At 54.1% G+C, this 13,573-nt stretch carries 13 protein-coding genes; 7 read left to right on the forward strand and 6 right to left on the reverse strand.

All coding sequences use genetic code 11. The features are described 5' to 3' along the window. Positions 1-112 precede the first annotated feature (112 nt). The 5 genes from F3J28_RS01285 to cysM all read left to right on the forward strand — a co-directional run bounded on the left by F3J28_RS01285 (position 113) and on the right by cysM (position 4,894). Positions 113-1,129 carry a sulfate ABC transporter substrate-binding protein gene (locus tag F3J28_RS01285; protein WP_166871990.1) on the forward strand — a complete coding sequence of 339 codons (1,017 nt, stop codon included), beginning with the start codon at positions 113-115 and terminating at the stop codon, positions 1,127-1,129. After that, positions 1,129-1,962, forward strand: a complete 834-nt coding sequence (cysT, locus tag F3J28_RS01290; RefSeq protein WP_008459572.1) for a sulfate/thiosulfate ABC transporter permease CysT — start codon at positions 1,129-1,131, stop codon at positions 1,960-1,962. The genes F3J28_RS01285 and cysT overlap by 1 nt, the downstream gene beginning before the upstream one ends. Then, positions 1,962-2,837, forward strand: a complete 876-nt coding sequence (cysW, locus tag F3J28_RS01295) for a sulfate/thiosulfate ABC transporter permease CysW (protein ID WP_008459574.1) — start codon at positions 1,962-1,964, stop codon at positions 2,835-2,837. The genes cysT and cysW overlap by 1 nt, the downstream gene beginning before the upstream one ends. After that, a complete protein-coding gene (gene cysA, locus F3J28_RS01300) occupies positions 2,827-3,912 on the forward strand; it encodes a sulfate/thiosulfate ABC transporter ATP-binding protein CysA (protein WP_008459576.1) in 1,086 nt (361 codons plus the stop codon). Before cysW ends, cysA begins: the two co-directional genes overlap by 11 nt. Positions 3,913-3,982: 70 nt before the next feature. Further along, a complete protein-coding gene (gene cysM, locus F3J28_RS01305) occupies positions 3,983-4,894 on the forward strand; it encodes a cysteine synthase CysM (RefSeq protein WP_039295805.1) in 912 nt (303 codons plus the stop codon). 52 nt (positions 4,895-4,946) lie between these two features. Here the strand turns inward: cysM and F3J28_RS01310 are convergent, their stop codons facing one another. Continuing rightward, complete coding sequence (locus tag F3J28_RS01310) at positions 4,947-6,158, reverse strand: oxalate decarboxylase family bicupin (protein ID WP_039305338.1); 1,212 nt, start codon at positions 6,156-6,158, stop codon at positions 4,947-4,949. A 447-nt stretch (positions 6,159-6,605) separates the two neighbouring features. Between F3J28_RS01310 and pdxK the strand changes: the two genes are divergently transcribed. Beyond that, on the forward strand, positions 6,606-7,457 hold the full coding sequence (pdxK, locus tag F3J28_RS01315) for a pyridoxine/pyridoxal/pyridoxamine kinase (RefSeq protein WP_166871993.1): 852 nt from the start codon (positions 6,606-6,608) through the stop codon (positions 7,455-7,457). A 52-nt stretch (positions 7,458-7,509) separates the two neighbouring features. Here the strand turns inward: pdxK and crr are convergent, their stop codons facing one another. The 5 genes from crr to cysZ all read right to left on the reverse strand — a co-directional run bounded on the left by crr (position 7,510) and on the right by cysZ (position 12,350). Continuing rightward, a complete protein-coding gene (gene crr, locus F3J28_RS01320) occupies positions 7,510-8,013 on the reverse strand; it encodes a PTS glucose transporter subunit IIA (protein ID WP_008459580.1) in 504 nt (167 codons plus the stop codon). Positions 8,014-8,056: 43 nt separating this feature from the next. Further along, the gene (gene ptsI / locus F3J28_RS01325; protein ID WP_045783391.1) at positions 8,057-9,784 is read right to left on the reverse strand and encodes a phosphoenolpyruvate-protein phosphotransferase PtsI; all 1,728 of its coding nucleotides are present in this window, start codon (positions 9,782-9,784) and stop codon (positions 8,057-8,059) included. Between the two features lie 44 nt (positions 9,785-9,828). After that, a complete protein-coding gene (ptsH, locus tag F3J28_RS01330; protein WP_002913505.1) occupies positions 9,829-10,086 on the reverse strand; it encodes a phosphocarrier protein Hpr in 258 nt (85 codons plus the stop codon). Positions 10,087-10,457: 371 nt separating this feature from the next. Beyond that, positions 10,458-11,429, reverse strand: coding sequence for a cysteine synthase A (gene cysK, locus F3J28_RS01335; protein WP_008459590.1), 972 nt, complete (start codon positions 11,427-11,429; stop codon positions 10,458-10,460). Between the two features lie 159 nt (positions 11,430-11,588). Further along, positions 11,589-12,350, reverse strand: coding sequence for a sulfate transporter CysZ (gene cysZ / locus F3J28_RS01340; protein WP_166871996.1), 762 nt, complete (start codon positions 12,348-12,350; stop codon positions 11,589-11,591). Between the two features lie 232 nt (positions 12,351-12,582). On the opposite strand from cysZ, the gene zipA reads away from it, so the two are divergent. Then, the gene (gene zipA / locus F3J28_RS01345) at positions 12,583-13,539 is read left to right on the forward strand and encodes a cell division protein ZipA (protein WP_205247059.1); all 957 of its coding nucleotides are present in this window, start codon (positions 12,583-12,585) and stop codon (positions 13,537-13,539) included. Positions 13,540-13,573 lie beyond the last annotated feature (34 nt).

Raw genomic sequence — 13,573 nt, forward strand, 5'->3', positions numbered from 1 at the left:
TCTTCTTGTAAATCGCCAAACGGTATATAAAAGCGTTACAGCTTTATCGCTCGTTATAAATACACTGACTGTCATGACTTTATGGCATTCATCACATTTATAAGGGCGAAGCATGGCAATCAGGTCAGTTAAAAAAGTATGGAACGCGCTCGCTGTCTCTTTGCTGCTGGCAGGCTCTGCCCATGCAACCGAGCTGCTGAATAGCTCTTATGATGTGTCCCGCGAGCTGTTTGCCGCGCTTAACCCGCCGTTTGAAAAACAGTGGGCGCAGGAGAATAACGGCGACAAGCTGACGATAAAACAATCTCATGCCGGGTCATCAAAACAGGCGCTGGCCATTTTGCAGGGCTTAAAAGCTGACGTTGTAACTTATAACCAGGTGACCGATGTGCAGATCCTGCACGACAAAGGCAACCTGATCCCTGCGGACTGGCAGAGCCGTCTGGGGAACAACAGCTCGCCTTTCTACTCCACCATGGCTTTCCTGGTGCGCAAGGGCAACCCGAAGAACATCCACGACTGGAGCGATCTTGTGCGCCCGGACGTGAAGCTCATTTTCCCGAATCCGAAAACTTCTGGTAACGCTCGTTATACCTATCTTGCAGCCTGGGGTGCGGCAGACAAAGCTGACGGCGGCGATAAAGCCAAAACCGAGCAGTACATGACGCAATTCCTGAAAAACGTCGAAGTGTTTGATACCGGCGGCCGCGGGGCGACAACCTCCTTTGTCGAGCGTGGGCTGGGCGACGTGTTGATCTCTTTTGAATCAGAAGTGAACAATATCCGCAACCAGTACGCCAAAGACGGTTATGAAGTCGTAGTGCCGAAGGTCAACATTCTGGCCGAGTTCCCGGTTGCCTGGGTGGATAAAAACGTGAAGGCCAACGGCACGGAAAAAGCGGCCAAAGCCTACCTGAACTATCTCTATAGCCCTCAGGCGCAGACCATCATTACCGATTACTACTACCGCGTGAATAACCCGCAGGTAATGGATAAGCTGAAAGATAAATTCCCACAGACCGAGCTGTTCCGCGTGGAAGATGCGTTCGGCGGCTGGCCGGCAGTGATGAAAACGCATTTTGCCACCGGCGGGGAGCTGGACAAGCTGTTAGCGGCGGGGCGTAGTTGATGTTTGCCAGCCGTTCAAAACGCGTATTACCGGGGTTTACGCTAAGCCTCGGCACCAGCCTGCTGTTTGTTTGCCTGATCCTGCTGCTGCCGCTGAGCGCGCTGGTGATGCAGCTGGCACAAATGTCGTTCTCCCAGTACTGGGACGTGATTACCAACCCGCAGGTGGTAGCTGCCTATAAAGTCACGCTGCTTTCCGCCGCGCTGGCTTCCGTGTTTAACGGCGTGTTCGGCCTGTTAATGGCGTGGATCCTGACGCGTTATCAGTTTCCGGGGCGCAGCCTGCTAGATGCGCTGATGGATTTACCCTTTGCGCTGCCCACTGCGGTAGCGGGTTTAACCCTCGCCGGGCTGTTTTCTGTCAACGGCTGGTACGGCGAGTGGCTGGCGCAGTTTGGCATTAAGGTGACTTACACCTGGCTGGGGATTGCCGTCGCGATGGCGTTTACCAGCATTCCGTTTGTGGTGCGCACTGTTCAGCCCGTGCTGGAAGAACTGGGGCCAGAATACGAAGAAGCCGCTGAAACGCTCGGCGCGACTCGCTGGCAGAGCTTCCGCCGCGTGGTGCTGCCGGAGCTTTCTCCGGCGCTGATGGCGGGCGTGGCGCTCTCCTTCACCCGCAGTCTGGGGGAGTTTGGCGCGGTTATCTTTATCGCCGGGAACATCGCCTGGAAGACGGAAGTCACCTCGCTGATGATCTTCGTGCGCCTGCAGGAGTTTGATTATCCGGCGGCCAGCGCCATTGCGTCAGTGATTCTGGCGGCATCGCTGCTGCTGCTGTTCACCATTAACACGTTGCAGAGTCGCTTTGGTCGACGCGTGGTAGGTCACTGATGACGGACGTCACTGCTTTGAAAAACTATACCCGCTCCCGCATTAACTGGGGAAAATGGGCGCTGATCGCCATCGGTGTGCTCGTCTCTTTCCTGATTCTGGTGGTGCCGGTCGCGTCTATTTTTGTAGAAGCCTTTTCCAAAGGGCTGATGCCCGCGCTGCAAAATATCGCTAACCCGGACATGCTGCACGCCATCTGGCTGACGGTGATGATTGCCCTGATTACCGTGCCGGTAAACCTGGTGTTCGGCACGCTGCTGGCCTGGCTGGTGACGCGTTTTAACTTCCCTGGCCGCCAATTGTTGCTGACGCTGCTGGATATCCCGTTTGCCGTTTCCCCGGTGGTTGCAGGCCTGGTTTACCTGCTGTTTTATGGTTCTAACGGCCCGCTGGCGGGGTTCCTGGATGCCCACAACCTGCAAATCATGTTTGCCTGGCCGGGCATGGTGCTGGTGACTATCTTCGTCACCTGCCCGTTTGTGGTGCGTGAGCTGGTGCCGGTGATGCTAAGCCAGGGCAGCCAGGAAGATGAAGCCGCGATTTTACTGGGCGCTTCCGGCTGGCAGATGTTCCGCCGAGTGACGCTGCCCAATATTCGCTGGGCGCTGCTTTATGGCGTGGTGCTGACCAATGCCCGCGCCATCGGCGAGTTTGGCGCGGTGTCGGTGGTGTCCGGTTCGATTCGCGGCGAGACGTTCTCGCTGCCGTTACAGATTGAGTTACTGCAGCAGGATTACAACACCGTTGGTTCGTTTACCGCCGCGGCGTTGTTGACCCTGATGGCAGTCCTGACCTTGTTCTTAAAGAGTGCGGTGCAGTGGCGTCTGAATAATCAGGAAAAACGCCTGAAGCAGGAGGAAAATCATGAGCATTGATATTGCGAATATTAAGAAGTCATTTGGACGCACCCAGGTGCTGAACGATATCTCGCTGGATATCCCTTCTGGTCAGATGGTGGCGCTGCTTGGTCCGTCCGGCTCTGGTAAAACTACGCTGCTGCGTATTATTGCCGGGCTGGAGCACCAGAACAGCGGTCGCATCAGCTTCCACGGCACCGACGTCAGCCGGATGCATGCCCGCGATCGCAAAGTCGGCTTTGTGTTTCAGCACTATGCGCTGTTCCGCCATATGTCGGTATTCGACAATATCGCCTTTGGCTTAACGGTGCTGCCGCGTCGCGAACGGCCTTCCGCCTCTGCGATCAAACAGAAAGTGACGAAACTGCTGGAAATGGTGCAGCTTTCCCATCTGGCCGACCGCTACCCGGCGCAGTTGTCCGGCGGGCAGAAGCAGCGCGTTGCCCTGGCGCGTGCGCTGGCGGTGGAGCCGCAAATCCTGCTACTGGATGAACCGTTTGGCGCTCTGGACGCACAGGTTCGTAAAGAGCTGCGCCGCTGGCTGCGCGAGCTGCACGAAGAGTTAAAGTTCACCAGCGTGTTTGTGACGCACGATCAGGAAGAAGCGATGGAAGTTGCCGACCGCGTGGTGGTGATGAGCCAGGGCAATATCGAGCAGGTCGATACGCCTGAGCAGGTCTGGCGTGAGCCCGCGACCCGCTTCGTGCTGGAGTTCCTCGGCGAAGTTAACCGCCTGAAAGGCGTGATCCGTGGGAGCCAGTTCCACGTCGGCGCGCATCGTTGGCCGCTGGGGTTCACTCCGGCCCATCAGGGGGATGTTGATTTGTTCCTGCGTCCGTGGGAAGTGGACGTCAGCCGCCGCACGAATCTAGATTCACCTCTGCCGGTGCAGGTGCTGGAAGTCAGCCCTCGCGGGCATTACATGCAGCTGGTTGTGCAGCCGCTGGGCTGGTATGACGAACCGCTGACGGTGGTTCTGAAGGAACAGCAAATTCCGCAGCGCGGTGAGCGTCTGTTTGTGGGATTACAAAACGCGCGCCTGTATGAAGGTGCCAACCGTATTCAGGGTGTAGACCTGGCGCAGTCCGCCTGATAATTTACCCCGACAGGACACGCACTAGCGGCCCACCGAGGCCGCTTTTTCATTTATTGCGGGCAGGCAAGTGATCACTTTAGAAAGCACTATTGGCAATACTCCTCTGGTCCGGCTGCAGCGCAGCGGGCTGACGAACGGCAGCGAGATTTGGGTCAAACTTGAAGGGAATAACCCGGCAGGTTCGGTTAAAGATCGCGCGGCGCTGTCGATGATTGTTCAGGCGGAAAAGCGAGGGGAAATACAACCTGGCGATACGCTGATTGAGGCAACCAGCGGCAATACCGGCATTGCGCTGGCGATGATCTCTGCGCTCAAAGGCTACCGTATTAAGCTGCTGATGCCGGACAACATGAGCATGGAGCGCAAGGCGGCGATGCAGGCTTACGGCGCGGAGCTGATTCTGGTCAGTAAAGCTCAGGGCATGGAAGGCGCGCGTGAGCTGGCTCAGCAAATGGCCGACCGTGGCGAAGGCAAGATCCTCGATCAGTTTAATAACCCGGATAACCCGCTGGCGCATTACACGACGACCGGGCCGGAGATCTGGCGGCAAACCGAAGGGCGAATCACGCATTTTGTCTCCAGCATGGGCACGACGGGCACGATTACCGGCGTGAGTCGTTTTATGCGCGAGCAAAGCAAGCCGGTGAGAATTGTCGGGCTGCAGCCGGAAGAGGGCAGCAGCATCCCGGGGATCCGCCGCTGGCCAGAAGAGTGGTTGCCGAAAATTTTCAATCCGACACTGGTGGATGAAGTCATCGACATGGCACAGACCGAAGCTGAGCAGACGATGCGCCGCCTGGCGATGGAAGAGGGGATTTTCTGCGGCGTAAGTTCCGGCGGGGCAGTGGCGGGTGCGTTGCGCGTAGCCAAAGCAAATCCGGGGGCCGTAGTGGTCGCTATTATTTGCGACAGAGGCGATCGCTATCTTTCTACCGGCGTGTTCGGGGAAGAGAGCTACGTTCAGGGCGCAGGCATCTGACGCTGTAAGCCAGGAAAAGGTCGCCTGAGGCGATCTTTTCCTGAGAGCAGGCTTACTTCACAACCGGGTTTTTATGCAGGTTCAACGCCTTCATAAAGGTATCGTCAAGCTGTAAATGCTGTTTCACCAGCTCAGGCGGCGTGCTGGCCAGCCACTGGTTAAGCGAAATATCCGCGTAATAGTCACTTTTAAACAGTTCCAGGAAACGCAGGGTTGTGGTGCCGGTATTCTCGATATAATGCCCCATCGCAAAGGGAACGTAGCCGACATCCCCGGCGCGGTAATCGAAGGTTCTGGCCTGGCCCGAAGAGGCGAAAACGCCCATTCTGCCTTCCCCTTCAAGATAATACTGCCATTCATCGTTATTTGGGTGCCAGTGAAGTTCTCTCAGCCCGCCGGGCTCTATTTCCACCAGGGCTGCCGCAATAGTCTTCGACACCGGGAAATTAGATGAATCCGTTATTCTGACGGTGCCGCCAGGGGCTTTGATCGGATCCTGAGCCAGCATATGGTGGGTGAAATTAATCTCTGATTTAGCTGCGCCATTAATACTGTCTGAGGCAAGGCTACCGGGTACTGTACCCGCGAAAATATATTCATCAGCAGGTGAAGGCAGTTTAGAAAATGTAGACACGGGCACCTGGAAGTTTTTTGCTAATATCTCCGGAGGGATATGTTTAAACCAGTCGGATAACAGGAACGTACTGTCTTCATCAAATCCGCCGTCGTCGAAGGCCAAAAGAAATTCACAGCCGTCTGGCCCGATACCCTGAATGGAGTGAGGAATGCCGGGCGGGAAATACCATAAATCACCGACGCCGATATCATCCACAAACCAGCCTCCTTTTGCATCGAAGGCCGTTACCCGCGCATTGCCGTAGGTCATGTAGGCCCATTCACCCTCTTTGTGCCAGTGAAGCTCGCGGATGCCTCCGGCATTAAGGCGCATATCCACCCCGGCGATGGTGGTTGAAATCCCCAGCTCCCGCTTGGTGACTTGTCGGGTCCAGCCGCCGGTGCCTTTTCTGACATGGGCATCGCTGAAGGAGTAGCGCAGGTTCGGCAACGTGCCGCTGTCGGTAGCGGGCGGGTTAACAATGTCAGGGTTTTCAGCTTCCCGGATGGGGTCGTGAGGGCCCGGATCGCGCACGCTTGCCGGGTAGGATTTTACTTTGTCATCGTGGGCATGGGCCTGCCCAGCGGCTAATACGACGGTACCGCCTGCGGCAAAGGCCATGAAGCTTCTTCTGGATATATCTTTCATATAATAGCTTCCTTATATTCATGCAGAGTGAGGTTTATTCTCCGGAGGGAACTTTTGTTATAGGTGAACTTATGGAGTTTGACCTTGTGGAATTGTAAGGCAGGCATGAGTCGACAATGTAAACAGAGGATGGTGAAGATATATCCTCATAATGTAATGGATATTTCGTTGATGCAATGTTTAAGTGGTGGTTATTAATTTCCAGGTATCCAGCACTAATCGGTAATAATGTTTTCTTCATCATTCAGGTGATACATCTTCAAGGTGTAACGGCTGAAAGAAAATATTACTTTTATCGTTCATTCGATAAATCTGAAGGATGGTAGCTGTATCTCTGCTATTGCCGGAATAAAGAGGGCGCTCTGAGCATGGTTGTACCGCCCGGGTCTGGCTATAATGGCCGCTTCGCAATTCAGACCTTAGCTGTCTGGCGGGCAAGGGGAAAATATGAGTCAGGATAACGATATACAGTCTGTACTGTTCCACGATGCAGGCCGGGCGCTGCAGGCCGATATTGTGGCGGTGCAATCTCAGGTCGTTTACGGCAGCGTCGGGAACAGTATCGCGGTTCCGGCGATTCGGCAGCATGGCTGGCGGGTGATGGCGGTGCCAACGGTGTTATTCAGCAACACGCCGCATTACGATACGTTTTATGGCGGCGTGATCCCGGCGGACTGGTTTAGCGGCTATCTGCGAGCACTCGAAGAACGGGATGCGTTGCGCGAACTGAAGGCCGTGACGACGGGTTACATGGGCAGTGCGGAGCAAATCCATCTGCTGGCGGAGTGGCTGCGCCAAAGACGCAAAAGCCATCCTGAGCTGTTGATACTTGTCGATCCGGTAATGGGGGACACCGACAGCGGTGTTTACGTCAAGGCGGGTATTCCTGAAGCTTATCGCACGGCGCTGCTGCCTCATGCACAGGGGATCACGCCTAATCTCTTTGAACTGCATATTCTGACCGGAATGCCCTGCGATACGCTGGAGCAGGCGGTGATGGCGGCCAGAAGTCTTCTCTCTGAAACGCTGCGCTGGGTGGTAATAACCAGTGCGCCGGGGAACTGCGCGGATACTATTTCCGTGGTGACGGTGACCGCTGATGAAGCCGATGTGACCAGCCACGCTCGCGTGGTGACCGACCTGAAAGGCACCGGGGATTTGTTCTGCGCCGAGCTGGTAAGCCGAATACTTGCAGGCAAGCAGGTGGCGGTTGCCGCAGGAGAAGCCGCGCATCGGGTGTTTGAAGTGATGACCTGGACTCAGGGGCAGCGCTCAGATGAACTGATACTTCCTCGCTGAATCGCAGCCAATAAAAAAGGCACCCCAGGGTGCCTTTTTCTCTGCATGAATCTTACTTCTTGATGCGGATAACCGGGGTTTCGCCCACGGTCACGCTACCTGTCAGTTTGATCAGCTCTTTGATTTCGTCCATGTTGGAGATAACAACCGGTGTCAGGGTAGACTTGGCTTTCTCTTCCAGCAGCGGCAGGTCGAACTCAATAACCACGTCGCCTTTCTTCACGCGCTGGCCTTCTTCAGCGATGCGCTTAAAGCCTTCGCCTTTCAGCTCAACGGTGTCGATACCAAAGTGAACAAACAGCTCAATGCCGCTATCGGATTCGATAGAGAAGGCATGGTTGGTTTCAAAGATTTTACCGATGGTGCCGTCAACCGGAGCAACCATTTTGTTGCCGGTTGGTTTGATAGCGATCCCATCACCAACGATTTTTTCAGCAAACACGACGTCCGGCACGTCTTCAATGTTAACGATTTCGCCAGACAGTGGAGCAACGATCTCAATGGTTCCGGTGTCGCTATTGCCTTTGTCACCGAACAGTTTACTAAATAACCCCATTAGCCTTCTCTCCTAAGCAGTAATTTGGGCAGCATCTCGTGAATTAGCAGATTGTTTTTTCTTCAATGAACTTGTTAACCAGCGTCATTAACTCGTCCGTTGTCGGTTGAGCAAGAGCCTGCTCTGCTAACACTTTCGCATCTTCGAAGTTCGTGTTACGAATAATCTTCTTGATACGTGGGATAGAAATGGCGCTCATACTGAATTCGTCCAGGCCCATCCCAAGCAACAGAAGTGTAGCACGTTCGTCGCCCGCAAGCTCACCACACATACCGGTCCATTTACCTTCTGCATGAGAAGCATCAATAACTTGCTTAATCAGAGTCAGTACGGACGGTGACATCGGCTGGTAAAGATGTGAAATCATATCATTACCGCGGTCAACTGCCAGGGTGTACTGAGTTAAATCGTTGGTGCCGATGCTGAAGAAGTCGACTTCTTTGGCCAGATGACGAGCAATCGTCGCGGCCGCAGGGGTTTCGACCATCACGCCGATTTCGATAGATTCATCGAATGCTTTACCTTCGTCACGCAGTTCCTGCTTGAAGATCTCAATCTCTTTTCTCAGGGCACGCACTTCTTCAACAGAGATGATCATCGGGAACATAATGCGCAGCTTGCCAAAAGCAGAGGCACGCAGAATAGCGCGAACCTGGTCACGCAGGATCTCTTTGCGATCCATGGCGATACGAATGGCACGCCAGCCCAGGAACGGGTTCTCTTCTTTAGGGAAGTTCATGTACGGCAGCTCTTTGTCGCCGCCGATGTCCATGGTACGGACGATAACCGCCTGAGAGCCACAGGCTTCAGCCACGGCTTTGTACGCGGCAAACTGCTCTTCTTCGGTTGGCAGTGAGTCACGGTCCATGAACAGGAATTCGGTACGATACAGACCCACACCTTCAGCGCCGTTACGCTCAGCACCGTCGATGTCACGCACGGTACCAATGTTGGCACACACTTCGACCTGGTGGCCGTCGAGGGTGATGGCTGGCAGGTCTTTCAGCTTAGCCAGCTCTGCTTTTTCAGAGGCAACCTGCTGTTGAACGGCGCGCAGCTCTTCGATCTGCTCGTTGGTTGGGTTAACGTAAACTTTGTTGTTAACCGCGTCGAGGATCAGATAGTCGTCGTTTTTCACGTCGGAGGTGACGCTACCGGTGCCCACAATCGCTGGCAGCTCAAGGGAGCGCGCCATGATGGAGGTGTGGGAGGTACGGCCGCCGATGTCGGTGATGAAACCCAGCACCTTTTTCAGGTTCAGCTGTGCGGTTTCAGACGGGGTCAGATCTTTGGCAACCAGGATAACTTCATCCTTAATTGCGCTTAAATCGATAATGTTCAGGCCGAGAATGTTCTGCAGCAGACGCTTACCGATGTCACGTACGTCAGCCGCACGTTCTTTCAGGTATTCGTCATCCAGCTCTTCCAGAGCCGTTGCCTGGCCTTCAATCACTTCGTACGCCGCAGCGTCCGCCGTGACCAGCTTGTCTTTGATAAGGGCTATGATTTCCTGCTCGAGCTCTTCGTCTTCCAGCAACATAATGTGGCCTTCGAAGATAGCTTCCTTTTCTTCACCGAAGGTCTCGCCAGCTTTAATTTTGATCGCTTCTAACTGCTCGGATGCTTTGGCGCGTCCGCTGAGGAAACGTTCAACTTCCTGCTCAACTTTGTCGGCAGAAATTTTCTTCCGGTCGATGACAATTTCATCTTCTTTCAGCAAAAGTGCTTTGCCGAAAGCGATACCCGGGGATGCTAAAATGCCTGAAATCATAACCCTACCTTACTTGTGACTGATATTTACGAAGAACCCAGAACTTACTCGAGTTCAGCCATCAGTTTTACTAAATGCTCAACGGCTTTCTGCTCATCTTCACCTTCGGCGGAGAGCGTCACTACGGTACCCTGAGTCAGGCCCAGAGTTTGCAGTTTGAACAGGCTCTTGGCGCTGGCGCTTTTGCCGTTGGAAGTCACAGTGATTTCGGAAGTGAAGCCTTTAGCTTCTTTAACAAACTGAGCAGCAGGGCGGGTATGCAGACCGTTCGGAGCGGTAATAGTTACTTCTTGCTGGAACATTGTATTTCCCCAACTTATAGGTTTAGTGTTGTGGAACTAAAGTCTAGCCTGGCGGCCACACTTTAGCCTGTATCGTTAGCGCCATCGTCAAAGGAACGAGGCACTGGATGCATGGGAACCGTGAAAAAAACGCCAACAGCGTTTCACAGATTCTTCATCATTATGCCGTGAAAACCAGATAGGCACCAAATCGTTAAATCGATTCAGCAGGCGCATCTCACAGCTTGATTAATTTCGCGCATCAAAATAATTGCTGGTTAAATACCAGACCTGCGGGGGTAAGCGCAATGCCGATGAGGGTGAAAGTTTGATGCAGGCCACAAAAAAGCACCCTCACGGGTGCTTTTTTAAGCATATATCAAATACTGGCATTACTGTTGCAGTTCTTTCTCAGTGAACAGATCGGCAAACAAAGCAGTACTCAAATAGCGCTCCCCGGAGGACGGAAGGATAACCACAATATTCTTATTGGTAAAGGCTTCGTCTTCCTGAAGTTTCAGTGCGGCAGCCACGGCGGCACCGGAAGAGATACCCGCGAGAATACCTTCTTCATCCATCAGGCGGCGAGCGGTCGCAATGGCGTCGTCGTTGCTGATCGTGACCACTTTGTCGATAAGCTTCAGATCGAGGTTACCAGGGATAAATCCGGCCCCGATACCCTGAATTTTATGCGGACCAGGCTTCAGTTCTTCACCCGCCAGCGCTTGAGTAATTACCGGAGAATCCGTTGGCTCTACCGCCACGCTAATGAGCGAGGTTTTGCCTTTGGTATTTTTGATGTAGCGGCTGACGCCCGTCAGCGTACCGCCGGTACCGACGCCGGCGATAAACACATCCACTTCACCATCGGTATCTTCCCAGATTTCCGGGCCGGTGGTTTTTTCGTGAATTTCCGGGTTTGCCGGGTTGCTGAACTGCTGAAGCAGTAAGTATTTAGCCGGGTCGCTGGCGACGATTTCTTCGGCTTTCTGGATGGCACCTTTCATGCCTTTAGCGCCTTCGGTCAGCACCAGGTTTGCACCCAGCGCTTTTAACAGCTTACGGCGTTCGATACTCATGGTTTCCGGCATGGTCAGCGTCAGCTTGTAGCCGCGCGCAGCCGCGACATAGGCCAGAGCGATACCGGTGTTGCCACTGGTAGGTTCGACTAACTCCACGCCAGGCTTCAGCACGCCGCGTTTTTCGGCATCCCAAATCATGTTGGCACCAATACGGCATTTGACGCTAAAGCTTGGGTTACGGGACTCCACCTTAGCCAGAATGCGTCCGTTGCCGATACGGTTCAGGCGAACCAGCGGCGTGTGGCCGATTGTCAGGGAGTTGTCTTCATAAATTTTGCTCATGGCTCGTCCTTAACTGTCTGAATTTTGGGATACCGGTCCAGCATACCCGCTCAGGAAATATGCGGAAGTAAGGAAATAGCATATCTATATGTGGAAGGGAAATAAGCCAATGCAACATGGAATAAGCCATGGCATAAGCCGCTTCCCTTCCTGAGAACATTATTTCCACATGGCGTGTTTTGCCCGATAGCAGTCCACCCACATGGCCGTCGCGCCGCAGACGGCAACTGGCATGATAAACAGGTTCAGAACCGGGATCAGCGTGAACAGGCTCACCAGCGCGCCAAACTGCATGTTGACGACCTTTTGCTCGCGAAGCGCCACTCGCATCTGTTTGAACGGCACTTTATGGTTATCAAAAGGGTAGTCGCAGTATTGAATCGCCAACATCCATGCGCTGAATAAGAACCACAAGACCGGGGCGACGGTTTGGCCAATGCCGGGAATAAAGTAGAGCAGAAGCAGGACTAGCGCGCGCGGCAGATACCAGGCTAGCTTTTGCCACTCACGCTTCATGATGCGTGGCAGATCTTTCATTATATCGAGCACGCCCGTATCCGGCGGCGTTGCGCCCGTAAGGCGAGCTTCAAGCTGCTCTGCCAGCAGGCCGCTAAACGGCGCGGCAATCAAGTTTGCGATTGTCGAAAAGAAGTAACCAAACACCAATAACACCGAGAGCGTTACCAGTGGCCAGAGTACGTAACTTAGCCATTGTAGCCAGTCTGGCACGTGGCTCATCATCGACGGGATCCAGACATCAAGACGCGCGAATAACCACCAAAAAGCGCCGCCAAGCAAGATGATATTGACCAACAGCGGAAGCACGACGAAACGCTTGATGCCGGGTTCGCGGACCAGTTTCCAGCCCTGGGAAAAATAATACACGCCACTGCGCGGCGGGGTTCCGGAAGATGAAACCATAATCTGAGCAGACTCCTTATCAGGTCAATGCAGTTAGCTGCTTCGCTATCATAACTGACTGCATTCAGAAAAACTTGCCAGGAATTGGTCGAAAAATCAGCTAAAAGGTGCGCTTACGCTATCTTTATGGTGAGAAAACCGTGCTCGCACTTGCACTTGAGCAGATGGGCAAATACTCTTAGTGAGTAAATGTTTGCCGCGGTGGCAAGGTGTTAGAACAACAGAGAATATAATGATGCAGGATTTGCGTCTGATATTAATCATTGTTGGCGCAATCGCCATAATAGCCTTACTGGTTCACGGTCTGTGGACCAGTCGTAAGGAACGCTCTTCCGTGTTCCGCGATCGCCCTTTGAAACGTATGAAGTCGAAGCGTGACGAATACGAAGAAGAGGATGATGAGGAAGAAGAAGGCGTCGGTGAGGTGCGCGTGCGTCGTACTGCGCCCGTGCCGGAATCTGCCTCTCGTGAAGCGAATGCGCCACGTCAGCCTCAGGCACCTCAGCACAACTATGAGCCGCCGTATGCGTCAGCAGAACCTCGTCCTGCCCCGCAATCGCGACAGCCTGAGCCGGTTACTCAGCACCACGTTGAGCCCGCGCCTCAGCATGTGGAACCAGTGCGTCCTGTCGCACCTTCTGCGCCAGCACCGGCGGCAGTGCCTGAGCCACAGCCGGTCGCTCCCGTTCAGCCTGCACCACAGCTCACTGCGGAACCAACGCCAGAGCCTGTGGCTGCTGAACCAGTGCCGCAGCCTGCACCGGTGAAAAAAGAGACAGTGATCGTGATGAACGTCGCTGCCCACGCTGGCACGATGTTAAACGGCGAGTTGCTGTTGAACAGCATTCAGCAGGCCGGTTTCAAGTTTGGTGAAATGAATATTTTCCACCGCCATCTTAGCCCTGATGGCAGCGGTCCGGTTCTGTTTAGCCTGGCGAATATGGTTAAACCTGGGTCTTTCGATCCTGAGAACATGGCAGATTTCGCTACGCCAGGCGTGACTATCTTTATGCAGGTGCCGTCCTACGGCAATGCAGCGCAAAACTTTAAGCTGATGCTGCAGTCTGCGCAGCACATCGCCGATGAAGTCGGTGGCGTGGTGCTCGACGATCAGCGTCGCATGATGACTCCGCAAAAGCTGCGCGAGTACCAGGACAGGATCCGCGAGGTTGTTGAAGCCAACGCCTGAATCCCGGCCTGAATCTTCCCCCTAAACCCCCGCC

The sequence above is a fragment of the Enterobacter sp. Ap-1006 genome, assembly GCF_011752835.1.
Lineage (GTDB): Bacteria > Pseudomonadota > Gammaproteobacteria > Enterobacterales > Enterobacteriaceae > Cedecea.